The organism is Paludibacterium sp. B53371 (assembly GCF_018802765.1).
Taxonomy (GTDB): domain Bacteria; phylum Pseudomonadota; class Gammaproteobacteria; order Burkholderiales; family Chromobacteriaceae; genus Paludibacterium.
Genome location: NZ_CP069163.1, coordinates 1,849,816 through 1,865,571 on the forward strand (window position 1 = coordinate 1,849,816; position 15,756 = coordinate 1,865,571).

General features: G+C 60.0%; 14 protein-coding genes, 2 tRNA genes and 2 pseudogenes. 10 read left to right on the forward strand and 8 right to left on the reverse strand.

Going from position 1 to position 15,756, the window contains the following annotated elements:
- Positions 1-17: 17 nt before the first annotated feature.
- The 7 genes and pseudogenes from JNO51_RS08850 to JNO51_RS08880 form a co-directional block, all read left to right on the forward strand.
- Positions 18-302 (forward strand): annotated as a pseudogene (locus JNO51_RS08850) (DUF3579 domain-containing protein); the annotation flags it as partial.
- A gap of 279 nt (positions 303-581) precedes the next feature.
- Positions 582-1,739, forward strand: coding sequence for a porin (locus tag JNO51_RS08855; RefSeq protein ID WP_215776167.1), 1,158 nt, complete (start codon positions 582-584; stop codon positions 1,737-1,739).
- 101 nt (positions 1,740-1,840) lie between these two features.
- The gene (gene map, locus JNO51_RS08860; RefSeq protein ID WP_215776169.1) at positions 1,841-2,638 is read left to right on the forward strand and encodes a type I methionyl aminopeptidase; all 798 of its coding nucleotides are present in this window, start codon (positions 1,841-1,843) and stop codon (positions 2,636-2,638) included.
- Positions 2,639-2,938: 300 nt separating this feature from the next.
- Entirely contained in the window at positions 2,939-3,538 is a 600-nt protein-coding gene (locus JNO51_RS08865) for a hypothetical protein (RefSeq protein ID WP_215776171.1), read from the forward strand.
- Positions 3,539-3,615: 77 nt separating this feature from the next.
- Positions 3,616-4,323 (forward strand): response regulator transcription factor, encoded by a 708-nt coding sequence (locus JNO51_RS08870; protein ID WP_215776173.1) that lies wholly within the window; start codon positions 3,616-3,618, stop codon positions 4,321-4,323.
- 1 nt (position 4,324) lies between these two features.
- Positions 4,325-5,608: an ATP-binding protein gene (locus tag JNO51_RS08875; RefSeq protein ID WP_215776175.1), complete on the forward strand. Its 1,284-nt coding sequence runs from the start codon at positions 4,325-4,327 to the stop codon at positions 5,606-5,608.
- 118 nt (positions 5,609-5,726) lie between these two features.
- Complete coding sequence (locus JNO51_RS08880) at positions 5,727-6,584, forward strand: flagellin (RefSeq protein ID WP_215776177.1); 858 nt, start codon at positions 5,727-5,729, stop codon at positions 6,582-6,584.
- A gap of 71 nt (positions 6,585-6,655) precedes the next feature.
- On the opposite strand, the gene JNO51_RS08885 is transcribed toward JNO51_RS08880, so the two are convergent.
- From JNO51_RS08885 to dnaB, 3 genes are read right to left on the reverse strand one after another with little or no spacing between them, the layout of a single operon-like run.
- Positions 6,656-7,264 carry an alpha/beta hydrolase gene (locus JNO51_RS08885; RefSeq protein WP_215776179.1) on the reverse strand — a complete coding sequence of 203 codons (609 nt, stop codon included), beginning with the start codon at positions 7,262-7,264 and terminating at the stop codon, positions 6,656-6,658.
- Positions 7,264-7,572: a ferredoxin gene (locus JNO51_RS08890; RefSeq protein ID WP_215776181.1), complete on the reverse strand. Its 309-nt coding sequence runs from the start codon at positions 7,570-7,572 to the stop codon at positions 7,264-7,266. Before JNO51_RS08890 ends, JNO51_RS08885 begins: the two co-directional genes overlap by 1 nt.
- A 12-nt stretch (positions 7,573-7,584) precedes the next feature.
- Positions 7,585-8,994, reverse strand: coding sequence for a replicative DNA helicase (dnaB, locus tag JNO51_RS08895; RefSeq protein WP_215776183.1), 1,410 nt, complete (start codon positions 8,992-8,994; stop codon positions 7,585-7,587).
- 205 nt (positions 8,995-9,199) lie between these two features.
- On the opposite strand from dnaB, the gene JNO51_RS08900 reads away from it, so the two are divergent.
- The 3 genes and pseudogenes from JNO51_RS08900 to JNO51_RS08905 all read left to right on the forward strand — a co-directional run.
- The gene (locus tag JNO51_RS08900) at positions 9,200-9,781 is read left to right on the forward strand and encodes a superoxide dismutase (protein ID WP_215776185.1); all 582 of its coding nucleotides are present in this window, start codon (positions 9,200-9,202) and stop codon (positions 9,779-9,781) included.
- Between the two features lie 82 nt (positions 9,782-9,863).
- Complete coding sequence (locus tag JNO51_RS17540) at positions 9,864-10,040, forward strand: hypothetical protein (RefSeq protein WP_371822822.1); 177 nt, start codon at positions 9,864-9,866, stop codon at positions 10,038-10,040.
- Positions 10,041-10,107: 67 nt separating this feature from the next.
- Positions 10,108-10,659 (forward strand): annotated as a pseudogene (locus tag JNO51_RS08905) (IS3 family transposase); the annotation flags it as partial.
- A 108-nt stretch (positions 10,660-10,767) separates the two neighbouring features.
- Here JNO51_RS08905 and JNO51_RS08910 read toward each other — a convergent pair.
- The 5 genes from JNO51_RS08910 to lon all read right to left on the reverse strand — a co-directional run bounded on the left by JNO51_RS08910 (position 10,768) and on the right by lon (position 15,749).
- Entirely contained in the window at positions 10,768-12,612 is a 1,845-nt protein-coding gene (locus tag JNO51_RS08910; protein WP_215776188.1) for a SurA N-terminal domain-containing protein, read from the reverse strand.
- A gap of 66 nt (positions 12,613-12,678) precedes the next feature.
- Positions 12,679-12,755, reverse strand: a tRNA-Asp gene (locus JNO51_RS08915).
- A gap of 6 nt (positions 12,756-12,761) precedes the next feature.
- Positions 12,762-12,837, reverse strand: a tRNA-Val gene (locus JNO51_RS08920).
- Positions 12,838-12,888: 51 nt separating this feature from the next.
- Complete coding sequence (locus JNO51_RS08925) at positions 12,889-13,158, reverse strand: HU family DNA-binding protein (RefSeq protein WP_215776190.1); 270 nt, start codon at positions 13,156-13,158, stop codon at positions 12,889-12,891.
- A 176-nt stretch (positions 13,159-13,334) separates the two neighbouring features.
- On the reverse strand, positions 13,335-15,749 hold the full coding sequence (gene lon, locus JNO51_RS08930; protein WP_215776193.1) for an endopeptidase La: 2,415 nt from the start codon (positions 15,747-15,749) through the stop codon (positions 13,335-13,337).
- Positions 15,750-15,756 lie beyond the last annotated feature (7 nt).

Genomic DNA, 15,756 nt, shown 5'->3' on the forward strand with positions numbered 1-15,756 from the left:
AAAGCGAACACGCAACCATGATCTGCAACCCCTATGAAATCGTCATCCAGGGCCTGACCCACGACGGCCGAACCTTCCGCCCGAGCGACTGGGCCGAACGGCTGTGCGGCATTCTCTCTTCGTTTGACGACAAAAAACTTTCCTACCATGCCTACGTGCGCCCGATGCTGCTGGAGGGGGTACGCTGCGTAGCGGTCGACAAGAAACTGGAAAAAATTCAGCCGCAGGTGTTCCAGTATCTGACCGACTTCGCCCGTGACAACGATCTGCGCGTCGTCGATTGCCGCACGCTGATCGACGAAATCTACCCTAACCGCTTCCTCGCCTGACCGCCACCGCCCGCGCTGATCGACAGCCCGGGCGTGTACCCGCCCCAACTCGTCTCGGTTACGCAACAACCCCATCGTTTCGTCGCAGACACACCACACACTTCGCGTCCGAAGCCCCCTTTGTGTATCTTTTTGCATACGTCATCAATCAGTAATGCCCATGTAACATTCATTAACAATACTCTCGCCTATTCCGGGCTGACAGCCCAAGACAGTTACCTACCACCTGACTTAGTGAATCGGGAGCTTTTCATGCAGAAGAAAATCATTGCCCTCGCCCTTGCCGGTGCCTTCATCACCCCGCTGGCCATGGCCGACGTGACGATTTATGGCTTCATCAGCGCTGCCGTTGAAGGCGCATCTGCCAGCAACAGCAATTCGAACGCCACCTACCCGGGTCGCGCCCGCGTCCAGGATCAAAACTCGCGCATCGGTTTCAAGGGCACGGAAGATCTGGGCAATGGCCTGAAGACCATCTGGCAAGTTGAATCCAGCCTGAAGAACTTCGACCAGGGCGGCACCAACGACAAGGGCGAGCAAGCCACCTTCGCGACCCGCAACACCTTTGTCGGCCTGAGCGACAGCACGCTGGGGACGGTTCGCCTGGGTTACTATGACTCCGCCTACAAGCGCTTCACCAACGTCGGCGCCAACATCATGGCCGACACCACTGCCGACATCATGGGCTCGAGCAGCATCGCTGGCCGCGGCGAAGCGCGCCTGAAGAACTCCATCCACTACGAAACCCCGGTATGGAGCGGCTTCCAGGCTGGTCTGTCCTACGGCTTCGATGAAAGCACCACCCAGAACCCGAGCACCAACACCGGTCGCTGGAGCCTGGGCGCCAGCTACACCAACGGCGGCCTGAAGGTTGGCGCGGCTTACGATCGCCAGTCCGACACCTCGACCAAGGCACTGACCAGCACCAGCGGCTTCTCGGCCTCGACCCGTACCGCAGGGGTGAACACCACCTTCTGGCGCCTGGCTTCCAGCTACAAGTTTGACTTTGGCACCATGGTCGCAGCCAACTACGAGTCGGCTTCCTACGGCAACATCGCCGGCGCCGGCAGCTCCAACCTGAGCCAGAAGGACTGGACCCTGGCCGTTTCGCAAACCTTCGGCAATGCCACCGTTGCCCTGTCCTACACCAAGCTGGGCGGTCTGAGCAATGTCAGCAGCACCAACTCGGGTGACTGGGGCGCCAATCAGTGGGTACTGGGCGGCACTTACAACCTGTCCAAGCAAACCCAGATTCTGGCTTATGCCACCCGCCTGAAGAACGAAGCCAACCAGAACGTCAACTTTGCCAACAACGCGATCTACACCAGCGGCGTCGGCAGCAGCACCGCCGCACTGGCAGCCGGCAACACCCTGAAGGCCATCGGCCTGGGCATGAAGTACAGCTTCTAAGCCTCTGCCGCAAGAAGTCAGACATTTGCGGGCATCCCGACGGGATGCCCGTTTTCTTTAGCTTTGCTAGAATAGCGGTTTAGACCGACAAAGATTTCAGCATGCCCGTCACCATCAAGACCGCCGAAGACATTGAAAAAATGCGCATCGCCTGCCGCCTGGCGGCCGAAGTGCTCGATTTCATCGCGCCTCACGTCAAGCCCGGCGTCACCACCGAAGAACTCGACCGCCTGTGCCATGACTACATGGTCAACACTCAGGGCTGCATCCCGGCACCGCTGCACTATACCCCGGAAGGCATGACGCCCTATCCCAAGTCGATCTGCACGTCGATCAATCATGTGATCTGTCACGGCATTCCCAATGACAAGCCGCTGAAGAACGGCGATGTGATGAATATTGACATTACCGTCATCAAGGATGGGTATCACGGCGACACCAGCCGCATGTTCTATGTCGGCGAGGTCAGCCCGCAGGCACGACGCCTGGCGAAGATCACCTACGAATGCATGTGGCTGGGCATCGAGAAGGTTCGTCCGGGTGCCCGTCTGGGTGATATCGGCTACGCCATCCAGCGCCACGCCGAAGCCAGTGGTTACAGCGTGGTTCAGGAGTTCTGCGGCCACGGCATCGGCAAGAATTTCCACGAAGAACCCCAGGTTCTGCACTACGGTCGCCCCGGAACCGGGCTGGAACTGGCCCCCGGCATGATTTTCACCATCGAGCCGATGATTAATCAGGGCAAGCGCCATCTGCGCGTGCTGGCCGATGGCTGGACGGTGGTCACCAAGGACCGCAGCCTGTCGGCACAGTGGGAGCACACGGTACTGGTGACTGACACCGGCTATGAAGTGCTGACCCTGTCAGACGGCGCCCCGCCGAAACCGGTTTTCAAGTAAATCCTGCCGCCGCCCTGCGCCAGCCACAGGGCGGCAACTCCGCTTGCCGCCCCGGCAAAAACTGCCGCCAGCCTCTTTCGTCCCGTTTTTTTTGCCTTTTTTGCCCCGTTTCCCCGGTCTTCCCCCGCCCGGTGCGCCTGTTACACCTCATTTCTTGATGCTTGTTGACGGATCTTTACTTTTCTTTACCCTTCACACCCTTCTCGACCGCCGTCACTGGCCGATAAATTGCTAGCCATGGCCTGACGGAGCTGGCATCTGGGCCACGCTCTGCTTCTTTCATCATCAGGGAGTGTTGTCATGTCATCCATTACCAGTATTACCAGCAGTAGCACCACACAGAGCATCAGCAGCACCCGCAGCCACCATAGCCACCGCAGCGGCCAGCAGGTAGCCGATCAGCAACAAGGCGGCAATGATGGCGGCCTGATGCAAAGCGTTGCCCAGGCACTCAGCCAGATGGGCATCAACCTGCCCGCACCCGGCGGCCAGGGCGACATGCCGCCGCCCCCAAGTGACGATGGCAACACGAGCAGCAGCGACAGCTCGTCGAGCAACAGCGTCCCGCAGGCGCTGGGGCAGCTGATGCACGATCTGTTCGATGCCACTCGCCAGGCATCAAATACCAGCAGCAGCGCCAGCAGTTCGTCTTACGGTGATTTTTCCAGCGACTTGCAGTCGCTGATCAGCCAGCTGGACAGCGGCAGCTCAAGCAGCAGTTCGCAACTGAATACGGATTTCAGCAATCTGCTCAGTGCCATTCAGTCCCAGGGAGGCAGCAGCACCAGCAGCAGTGACAACAGCAGCCAGACCCTGGTCAACTTCCTGAAGAACCTGCAATCCAATCTGGCCAGTCATACCACATCCTCACTCGGCAGCCTGGTCGGTACGACCAGCTGACCCCCTGGCGGGCTGTCGGCGACAGCCCGCCCTATTAGGCATTTCCCATTCACTTCATTCACGCCGATAATGTCTGCATGCAGATCGCGACACCCCCACTACCCCACGTCTTGCTGATTGATGACGATACCGAACTGACCAGTCTGCTGGCCGAATACCTGCAGCAGGACGGCTTTCGGGTCTCGTGTCGCCACGATGGTGAATCCGGCCTCCTGCAGGCCCGCTATGGCCGCCATGATATTCTGGTGCTGGATGTCATGTTGCCTGACAGTAATGGCATCCAGCTCTTGCGCCAGTTGCGCACCGAGGGCGTCACCCTGCCTGTGCTGATGCTCACCGCTCGCGGCGACGATATCGACCGCATTTTAGGGCTGGAGCTGGGGGCCGATGACTATGTCACCAAGCCCTGCTCACCCCGCGAGCTGTCGGCCAGACTGAAAGCCATCCTGCGGCGCAGTCAGTCCGCGATCGAGACCGCGACAGCCATCCTGGCGGTCGGCGCACTCCGTCTGACGCCCGCTCAGCGTCTGGCTTCGTATGCCGATCAGCCACTGAGACTGACCGGTATCGAATATAACCTGCTGGAAGTGCTGGTTCGTCATGCCGGCCGAATCGTCAGCCGGCAGAATTTGTCCGAGTGGGCACTGGGGCGATCGCTGGAGCCATTCGATCGCAGCATCGATGTCCATATCAGCAGCATTCGCCACAAGTTGCCGCTACAGCAGGATGGCCAGTCGAGCATTCGCACCATCCGCGGCATGGGCTATCAGCTGGTCGTGGATTAAGATGCTGCGCCTGTTCAGCCGATTCATTCTGGCCTTCTGGCTGGCCTTTATCGCCATTGCCCTGACTGCCGGCGCCACAGCCGGCCTGATTCGCCACTATCACCCGCAATGGCTGGCCTGGTCGGCGCCTCCCGGCAACCACGCGCCACCGCCACCGCTCAACACCTTCGCCACCCTGCTGCAAGCCGGCCAGCTCGACAGCGTGAGATTGCTGCTGCAAAACCAGTCGGGACAACATCACCCGGCACTGCGCATCCTGAGTGCCGATGGCCAGGCCATGCCCGGCAGCGCCAGCGGCGAGGTGGTGGAAGGCCAGTGGCAGGTGAGCACACCCTCTGGCCAGCGCTATACCCTGCAATGGCTGGCCGCGACCCCAAGCAGCTCGCCACCGCACGGCCCGCCGCCACCCCCCTGGTTGCTGATTGTCATCGCCATGCTGGTCAGCCTGGGGTTCAGTGCCGGTCTGGCCTGGACCATGTTGCGCCCTGTCCGTCTGCTGCGGCAGGCTTTGCGTGACATTGCCTCGGGCCAACTGGAGACGCGAATCAGTGAACGCATGGGGCATCGGCGTGACGAGCTGGCGGCACTGGCGCAGGACTTTGATCAGATGGCCTGGCAGCTGCAACAACAAATCGGGGCCCAGCAGCGCCTGCTGCATGATGTCTCCCATGAGTTGCGTTCACCGCTGGCACGGTTGCAGGCGGTACTCGGCCTGCTGCAGCAGCACCCGCAACAGCTGGATAGCGCGCTGAGGCGCATCGAGCGTGAAATTGAGCGGCTGGACAACCTGGTGGATGAAGTGCTGACGCTGGCGAGACTGGAAAGTGGCGTGGCGACCAGCGAAACCACGGTGGATGTGATGGATCTGCTGAGCGAGATCGCGGCAGATGCCGCCTTCGAGGGCCAGGCACGCGACTGCCGGGTCTCGCTGCAGGCGTCCGGCAGCTTTGTCCGTTCCGCTCAGGCGGCCCTGCTGCACCGCAGCCTGGAAAATGTGGTGCGCAATGCCGTGCGCTTTGCGCCGGCAGGCAGCACGATTGAACTGCGTGCCGAACAAGACGCGACAGGATTGCAGATTCTGGTCCGCGATCACGGCCCTGGCGTGGCCCCCTCCGAACTGGAGGCCATTTTCTCGCCCTTTTATCGCGGCACTCAGGGGCATGGTGACGGCTATGGTCTCGGGCTGGCGATTGCCCGCCGCGCCATTGAGGGCCATGGCGGGCAAATCCGCGCCTTCCTCCCCGACGACGGCGGGCTGGCCGTGGCGATCACCCTGCCGCGGTGATTTGCCCATGTTTTCTTTTCCGATCAGACACTTGATAACAATATGACACTTGCTGGCCAAGCAGACGGGATCTAGACTGAACTGTCGAATTGCCTTCTGAAACCAGGGGAGAGGCACCATGGCCCTGACCATCAACACCAATACCAACTCGCTGAATGCACAACGCACCTACACGCGCAACCAGCAGGCTGTCAATCAGGTGCTGGCCCAGCTGTCATCGGGCTCAAGCATCAACAGCGCCGCGGACAACCCCGCCGGACTGGCCATCTCGCAAGGTTTTACCTCGCAGATCAATGGCGATCAGCAGGCGCTGACCAATGCCAATGACGGGATTTCACTGACGCAAACCGCCAGTGGCGCCCTGAGCCAGCTGGCACAAAACACGCAGAAGATTCAACAACTGGCGCTACAGTCCAGCAATGGCATTCTGTCCAGTTCCGATCGCCAGGCACTGCAGCAGCAGGTGGACCAGCTGACGCAGGAAAACTCACGGATCGTGCAGACTACCCAGTTCAATGGCCAGCCCCTGTTGTCAGGCAATAACGCCACCACCTTCCAGGTGGGTGCCAACGGGACCAGCAGCAACCAGATCACCCTCAATGCCAGCGGTCTGGACAATGCACCGGCCAGCGGGGGGCTGAATACCTATAACAGTAATCTGTCGGCCACCAAAACCATCGACATCACCACTCAGGCCAATGCCCTGAATGCGACCGGTCAGTTAAGCCAGGATCTGAACACGCTGAGCAACAGCCAGGCGAATGTTGGCGCGGCGCAAAATCGCTTCAGCACCACCATCAACAATCTGTCCAACAGCAATCTGAACGCCCAGGAAGCGCGCAGCCGCATCAGCGATGCCGATTTTGCGGCCGCCAGCGCCTCTCTGGCACAAAACCGGATTCTGTCGCAGGCCAACGCCGCGACCCTGTCGCAAGCCAATATCTCGCAAAGTGCCGCCCTCACCTTGCTGCGCTGAACGCCTGCGTGATGCATAAAAAACGCCCGGCTTCGACCGGGCGTTTTCTTTCGGGTAGAGAAGGCTCTGCGTCAAAAGCGCTGACGAATGAAGGCCGCCAGCTCCACCAGCTTGCCATGGAAAAAATGCCCCACACCGGGGAAGACCGTTACAGGCAGACTTTGTGGCCGTGCCCAGCTGAGCACATCGGCCAGCGGAATCACCTCATCCTCTTCGCCATGAATCACCAGCGTGCCGGCAGGTACCGCCGGCGTCGGCAGAACGTACTTGCCAACCGCCACGCCGATGAGCAGCAGTTTGTCGGCCTCGATGCGCTCACGCACCCTGGCCGCCACAAAACCGCCAAAGGAGAAGCCGGCCAGGGCCAGTGGCAGACCGGGGTGATCCGCCTGTGCCCGCCCGATGACCGCCAGGACATCTTCCACCTCACCCGCGCCGTGATCGTGGGTACCGTGGCTGGCACCGACTCCGCGCAGATTCGGGCAATAGCAGGCATATCCTCGTTGCGACAGGGCCTTGGCTGCGGTCTGCACCACCTTGTTGGTATTGGCCCCCCCCTGCAGCGGGTTGGGATGGCAGATCACCGCCACCCCGGTGCACTCGCCTTCCGGCGCCAGAAACAGGGTTTCCAGGTCGCCGACCGGACCGTCTACGGTCAGCGCCTGCGTGGTGCGCGCCATCAGATCTTCAGCCTTTCCACCGGCTTGCCGGCCAGCAGATGCGATTCGATGACCTCGTCGATATCCTGCTGATCGACGAAGGTGTACCAGGTCTCCTGCGGGTAGACCACCATGACCGGGCCATGGTCGCAACGCCCGAGACAACTGGCCTTGTTGATACGAACCTTGCCCTCGCCGTTCAGGCCCCGCGCCTTGACCTGATCTTTCATATAGGCCAGCAGGTCGCTGGCGCCATGGTTGTTGCAGCAGGTCTCGCCGCCTTCGCGCTGATTGCAGCAGATGAATACGTGATGTTGGAAGTAGCTCATGGTGTTCGCCTGTTAACCGTCGCTGTCCGCCCAGCCGGTTGCGCCGTGCAGGGCGGCATTTTCAAATTTGGCATACTGACCGACGAAGGCCAGTCGCACGGTACCCGTCGGGCCGTTACGGTGCTTGCCGATAATGGCCTCGGCCAGCCCCTTGTCCGGCGAATCCGGATTGTAGTACTCGTCACGATACATGAAGATGATGATGTCGGCGTCCTGCTCGATGGCACCGGATTCACGCAAGTCGGACATCATCGGACGCTTGTTGGGTCGCTGCTCGACACTACGCGACAGCTGCGACAACGCGATCAGCGGCACTTTCAGCTCCTTGGCCAGCCCCTTCATGCCGCGGGAAATTTCGCCCAGCTCGGCGGCACGGTTCTCGCCACCGCGGCCGGAACCACTCATCAGCTGCAGGTAGTCGATCACGATCAGGCCGAGTTCCCCGCCATGCTGGCGCGCCAGCCGGCGAGCCCGCGCACGCACCTCCAGTGCCGTCAGCGCCGGGGTTTCGTCAATATACATCGGGGCCTCGGACAGCTTGCCGATGGCAAAGGTCAGCTTCTGCCAGTCCTCGTCGCCCAGGCGACCGGTACGCAGCACGTGCTGATCCAGCCGGCCGACCGAACCCAGCATACGCATCACCAGCTGGGTGCCGCCCATTTCCATGGAGAACACCGCCACCGGCTTGCGCTCCTCGACCGCCACGTGCTCGGCAATATTCATCGAGAAGGCGGTCTTGCCCATGGAGGGACGACCGGCGACGATCACCAGGTCCCCCGGCTGCAGGCCGGAAGTGCGGGCATCCAGATCGATGAAGCCGGTCGGGATGCCGGTCACCTCGTCCGGATTCTCTCGGCTGTAGAGCATGTCGATGCGCTCGACCACTTCCTTCAGCAGATTGGGCATCTCCAGGAAGCCCTGCTTGGATTTGGCCGTGCTTTCGGCAATCTTGAATACCTTGCCCTCGGCCTCGTCCAGCAGCTGCGCCGCATCGCGGCCCTGTGGGTTATAGGCCGATTCGGCGATCTCGGCACCGACCGCAGCCAGCTGGCGCATGATGGAACGCTCGCGCACGATCTCGGCATAGCGCCGGATGTTGGCCGCCGACGGGGTGTTCTGTGCCAGCGAGGCAATGTAGGCCAGGCCACCGATCTCGGCCAGTTCGCCGCTCTTGTCCAGGCTCTCGGATACCGTGACCACGTCGGCCGGACGGGAGTGTTCGACCAGCTTGGCAATGTGCTGGTAAATCAGGCGGTGATTGTGGCGATAGAAGTCCGCATCCGACAGGACGTCGGCAATCTTGTCCCAGGCGGCATTATCCAGCAGCAGGCCACCCAGTACCGATTGCTCGGCCTCCATCGAGTGCGGCGGCGTACGCAGACTCAGCGTCGCGTCTTCATAGTTTTCGTTCTGATCACTCATCTGTGCTTGAGACATTTTCGGACTAAACGACAATTCTACCAGTTTTATCCTGCCTGCCGCAGCGCCCTCCGGCATTAGCACGGAATATCCATAGAAGAAACAAATCCCAAGGATATTAGTCAACTATTGGCATGTCATCGCCGCTTACAGTAAACTTGTGGCACAAGCAAAAAGGTTGGCCAATCCCAACAGATAGGAGAGCAAGATGGAACACAAACTGCCGGAACTGCCGTACGCGCTGGATGCCCTGGCCCCTGCCATTTCCAAGGAAACCCTGGAATTCCATTATGGCAAGCATCATCAGACCTACATCACCAATCTGAACAACCTGATCAAGGGCACCGAGTTCGAACAGGCGTCCCTGGAAGACATCGTCAAGAAGTCTTCGGGCGGGATCTTCAACAACGCCGCCCAAGTCTGGAACCACACCTTCTACTGGTTCGGCCTGTCGCCGAACGGCGGCGGTGAACCGACCGGCGCCCTGGCCGATGCCATCAAGGCCAAGTGGGGCTCCTTCGAAGAGTTCAAGAAGGCCTTTACCCAGACCGCCATCGGCACTTTCGGCTCCGGCTGGGCCTGGCTGGTCAAGAACCCGGATGGCTCGCTGGACCTGGTTTCCACCAGCAATGCCGCTACCCCGCTGACCAGCGACAAGAAGCCGGTCCTGACCTGTGACGTTTGGGAACACGCTTACTACATCGACTATCGCAACAGCCGTCCGAACTACCTCGACGCGTTCTGGAAGCTGGTCAACTGGGACTTCGCCGCCAAGAACTTCGCCGGCTGATCTCTCTGCCGACACGGCAAAAAGGCCCCCTCTGAACTGCACCCCAAAGGTTGGACACCCGTCCAAACTTTGGGGTGTTTTCATGACGAAACATAGCAAGTCTCCCAATTCCCAGATCACCAAGTCTGACGAAGCACGTGCGTTGAATGCCCTTCAAGAAGCGAATGAGCTTCTGCGCGCGGAGGTGGCGTATCTAAAAAAATGGGACGCCTTGGCTCGAGCCGCTCAGCAAGCTGCGCCCAAAAAGCGCAAGCCGTGATCGAGCTAAGGCAGGAACATGCGCTGCCCACCTTGCTGAAGGTGGCTCAGTTGTCGCGCAGCACTTTTCCTACCGGGGCGATTACCCTGTTGAAGTGCCGAACGTACTGAGTCGGCAGTTTCAGGCAGACCGGCCAAACCAAAAGTGGGTGACCGATGTGACCGAGTTCAACGTGCGAGGCGACAAGCTTTACCTTTCGCCGGTGATGAATCTCTACAATGGGGAGATCATCGCCTGCGAGATGCAAGCGCGACCGCACTTTCCCTTGGTGGGCAACATGCTCCGCAAGGCATTAGCCAAACTGACGAACCCTGATGCGCCAGTACTGCACTCTGATCAAGGATGGCAATACAAGATGCCTGCCTACCGGCGCCAACTCGCGTCTCATGGTCTCACCCAGAGTATGTCGCGCAAGGGAAACTGCCTGGATAATGCCGCGATGGAGCGCTTCTTTGGCACACTGAAAGCGGAATTCTTCCACCTGAACCGCTTCGAGAGTATCGACGCTTTACAGGCGGGCATTCGGAAGTACATCCACTATGACAACCATGAGCGTATCAAGCTCAAACTAAAAGGCCTGAGTCCTGTGATGTACAGAACTCAGGCCTGGCAAGGCTAGTAGCAAACTGTCCAACTTATTGGGGTCAGTTCACTCGGGGTCTTTTTTTCATGTCGCCCACAAGCAAAAAGCCCCTTGCGGGGCTTTTTGCCGACCAGACCGTGAGACTTATTCGTCCTGCGACTGGCTGTTGAGCTTCTGCTTGCCTGCCAGCACCGGGTACTTGGTACGCAGGGCCTTCAGATAGCCCGCCACCTGGGCGTTGGTGTTCATCGTTCCCACCAGGCCTGTCAGCTGCGTGAGCTGATCCGGAGTCAGCGCCGGCGCCGGCTTGAGGGCAGAGATACGGTAGATCACATATTCACCGGTATCGTGCTTCAGCCCGACATAGGCTGGCAACTTGCTGACATCGGCACCAAAGATGGCACGCAGATCGGCAACCGGCAGTTGCGGTGCCTGCTGGCGCGACAGGTCATGGGTCGGCGTCCACTGCGCCGTCACCGGCTTGCCGGCCTTCAGGTCAGCCAGATCGGCCTGGCCCTTGGCAGTTGCCAGCTTGGCACCTTCGGTGGCGATCAGCTGCATCTTGATGGCGTCACGAACCTCATCCAGCTTCAGCTGGTGCGCCGGCTGATGATCCGTCACACGCAGCACCACCAGGGTGTTGTTGCCCATGTCGATCGGTTCGCTGTTGTGCTTCTTGACCAGCACGTCATTGCTGAATGCCGCTGCCAGCACCTTGGGATTGGATTGCAGCGGATCCTGACCGGACGGGTCACGCGTGATCCAGCCACTTTGCTGCGGCACAAGTTTGAGCGCATCCTGCACGCCCTTGAGCGAATCGCCCTGTTGATAGGCCACTTCGGTCAGGGTGTCGCTCTGACTGCGGAAGACGGCAGCCGCCTTCTGCAGCTTGAGCTGCTGCGCCACCTGTTCCTTGACAGCATTAAAATCCGGCTGCTGGATGGCATCCAGGCGAATGATGTGGAAACCATACTCGCTGCGCACCACTTCGCTGATCTGGCCCGGCTTCATCTGGAACACCACATTGTCAAAGGCCTTGACCATGGCGCCACGCGGGAAGAACCCCAGATCACCGCCCTTTTCCGCCGACCCCGGATCTTGCGAGCGGGCTCGTGCCACCTGGGCAAAGCTGGCCGGATTGGCCCGCACCTGCTTGAGGATGGCATCCGCTTCAGCCTTGATCTTGGCGACATCCTGCGGCGCCGCCCCCTGCGGAACGGTCAGCAGGATGTGCGAGGCACGGCGCTGCTCCTGGCCGAACTGGTCCAGATGCTGCTGATAGAACTTGTGCAGTTCTTCATCCGTGACATTGAGGGATTGCGCCAGCTGCGCCTGCGACAGCACGACATAGCTCAGCTTGACGGCTTCCGGTGCTTTGAACTTGGCGGTATTGGCCTTGTAGTAGGCGGCAATGGTGGCATCATCCAGCTTGACCTGCGAGGCAAAGGCCGGCGGGGTCAGCACCATGGCACTGACCGTGCGGGTCTCGCCCAGAATCTGGCCGATGCGGCCGGCCAGTGCCTGCGAGGTGATCTGGCCGGAGGTAAAGGCCGACATCTGGTTCTGCATCAGCAGGTCGCGGCTGATGCGCTCTTCGAATTGCGGGCCGGTCATCTGGCGCTTGGCCAGAAAATCCTTGTACTTGTCCAGGCTGAACTTGCCGTTGTCCTGGAAAGCCGGAATCGAGGCAATGGCCTGCTGCAGCTGCGCGTCGCCAACCAGCAGACGCGTCGAGGCGGCCTCATTGAGAATCAGGTTGCGCTGGATCAGCCCTTCGAGCGCACGCTGGCGCGCATCGGCATTGATCGGCTGACCATCCAGTTCGCGATCGATGTCGCGCAAGGCAATCTTGGTACTGCCGACTTTGACCAGATACGGGTCCTCGGCCACAGAGCTATAGCTGCTGACACCGAACCCGACAAACGTCAGGGCCACCAGGCCAAGAATGACCTGGATGACGATTTTGTTGTTCTCGACGAACTTGAACATGGCGACCTAACTCGTAGTAAAAAAGAAAAAGGTGAACGTTAGAGCGCGTTCACCTTTTGTGTCTTCTGGCGGAGCGGACGGGACTCGAACCCGCGACCCCCGGCGTGACAGGCCGGTATTCTAACCAACTGAACTACCGCTCCAAACCCTGGTGGGCGTTGACGGAGTCGAACCGCCGACATTCTGCTTGTAAGGCAGACGCTCTACCAACTGAGCTAAACGCCCGAACGGTCTCGCCAGTCAAGGCGAGACAACGCCCTTGTGTAAGGGGTCAGATTATAGCGCGTCTTTCAGTGCCTTGCCAGCACGGAACTTCGGGGAGCGAGCAGCAGCGATCTTGATGGTTTCGCCGGTCTTCGGGTTGCGACCGCTGCGAGCAGCGCGTTCGCCAACATAGAAAGTACCGAAACCAACCAGCGTTACGGTGTCACCCTTCTTCAGGGCGTCGGTCACGGAAGCAATCATGCCGTCGAGCGCCTTGGCAGCCGCAGCTTTCGAAATGTCAGCTTGAGCGGCGATAGCATCAATCAATTCAGACTTGTTCACGTAAGTCCCCTTTCGTCATTCTCGGTCTACGTAGGTAGTTGGATAAAAACCGTTTGCTTTATAACAAGGCGCAAATCCTTGTGTCAAGCGGCTTTCGGAGCATTCTGCCATTTAGCACAACGCGAAGGAAGCCCTTTTCTACATGCTTTCACAAGGATTTGCTAAACACCTGTTTTTTAATGCGTCATAACCGACACACTTTTACCGGAATCGCCCGTAGAAAGCACTTCTTCGGCCTTTTCCTCCTCCGTCAGCGGCTCGGGTTGCCGTTCGAGCGCCAGCGTCAGCACTTCATCAATCCATTTGACCGGATGGATTTCGAGCTTACTTTTGATGTTAGCAGGGATTTCGGCCAAGTCCTTGACGTTTCCCTGCGGGATCAGCACATGCTTGATCCCCCCCCGCAATGCAGCCAGCAGCTTCTCCTTCAGACCACCAATCGGCAACACTTCGCCACGCAGGGTGATCTCGCCGGTCATGGCCACATCCGAACGGACCGGAATACCGGTCAGCACCGAGACGATGGCGGTGGTCATGGCCCCGCCGGCACTCGGACCGTCCTTGGGGGTTGCCCCCTCGGGCACGTGAATGTGCATGTCCAGCTTTTCGTAGAAGTCACGCTTGATGCCCAGGCTGGCGGCACGGCTGCGCACCACGCTCATGGCGGCGGTAATCGACTCCTGCATCACTTCGCCCAGCTGCCCGGTGCGGATGATATTACCCTTGCCCGGCAAGGCCACCGCCTCGATGGTCAACAGTTCGCCACCCACCTCGGTCCAGGCCAGGCCGGTGACCTGACCGACGCGATTTTCCTCTTCGGCCACACCGAAGTCGAAACGCCGCACCCCCAGATACTTCTCGAGGTTCTTGGCATTGACCGTCACCTTGCCCGAGCCGCCCTTCTTCAGCAGATGCCCCGTCACCACCTTGCGGCAAATGCGGGCCACCTCGCGGTCCAGGCTGCGCACCCCCGCCTCGCGGGTGTAATAGCGCACAATATCTCGCAGCGCCGACTCCTGCAGCACCAGCTCGCCTTCCTGCACACCATTGGCCTTCACCTGCTTGGGTACCAGATAGCGCTGGGCAATATTGACCTTCTCGTCTTCGGTGTAGCCGGCCAGACGAATGATTTCCATCCGGTCCAGCAGCGCCGGCGGAATATTCAGCGAGTTGGCCGTCGCCACGAACATCACATCGGACAGGTCGTACTCAACCTCGGCGTAGTGGTCGACAAACGAGTGATTCTGTTCCGGATCCAGCACTTCGAGCAGCGCCGAGGCCGGATCACCACGGAAGTCGGCACCCAGCTTGTCCACTTCGTCCAGCAGGAACAACGGGTTTTTGACGCCGACCTTGGTCATGTTCTGCAGCACCTTGCCCGGCATCGAGCCGATATAGGTACGGCGGTGACCGCGGATTTCCGACTCGTCATGCACACCGCCCAGCGCCATGCGCACGAATTTGCGGCCGGTCGCACGCGCCAGCGACTGCCCCAGCGAGGTCTTGCCCACCCCGGGCGGTCCGACCAGACACAGAATCGGCGCCTTGAGCTTGTCGACACGCTGCTGCACCGACAGATACTCCAGGATGCGCTCCTTGACCTTGTCCAGGCCGAAGTGATCCTCTTCCAGCACCGCCTCGGCATTGGCCACATCCTTGTTGATCTTGCTCTTTTTCTTCCAGGGCAGATCCAGCAGGGTGTCGATATAGTTGCGCACCACGGTCGCCTCGGCCGACATCGGCGACATCATGCTGAGCTTCTTCAGCTCGGACATCGCCTTTTCGCGCGCTTCCTTGGTCATGCCGGCGGTACGGATCTTCTTTTCCAGCTCCTCGAAGTCGCCGGCCTCGTCCATCTCGCCAAGCTCTTTCTGGATGGCCTTGACCTGCTCATTCAGATAATACTCACGCTGGCTCTTCTCCATCTGGCGCTTGACGCGGCCACGGATGCGGCGTTCGACCTGCAGAATGTCGATCTCGCTCTCCAGCTGGGCGAGCAGGTGCTCGAGCCGCGCCTTGACATCGAACATCTCCAGCACTTCCTGCTTCTGCTCCAGCTTGAGCGGCAGGTGGGCCACGATGGTATCGGCCAGACGACCGGCCTTTTCGATACCGGCCAGCGAAGACAGAATCTCCGGCGGAATCTTTTTGTTCAGTTTGACGTACTGTTCGAACTGGGCCAGCAGCGCACGGCGCATGGCCTCGGTTTCGGTGCCGTCGTCATCCTCCAGCGGCAGCGGCATCACCATGCAGACGAAGCAGCCGCCCTCTTCGCGCACATCCTTGATGCGGGCGCGCTGCCGCCCCTCGACCAGCACCTTGACGGTACCATCCGGCAGCTTGAGCATCTGCAGCACGGTGGCAATCGTGCCGACGCTGTAGAGATCTTCCGGCGAAGGCTCATCCTTGGAAGCAGAACGCTGCGCGACCAGCAGGATCTGCTTGCCTTCGTCCATGGCGGTTTCCAGGGCGCAGATCGACTTGCTGCGACCTACAAACAAGGGGATGACCATATGCGGAGAGACCACCACATCGCGCAATGGCAACAGGGGCAATACGGTGTCTTCCAGTAATTCTGTGGCTTGTGACATATCACCA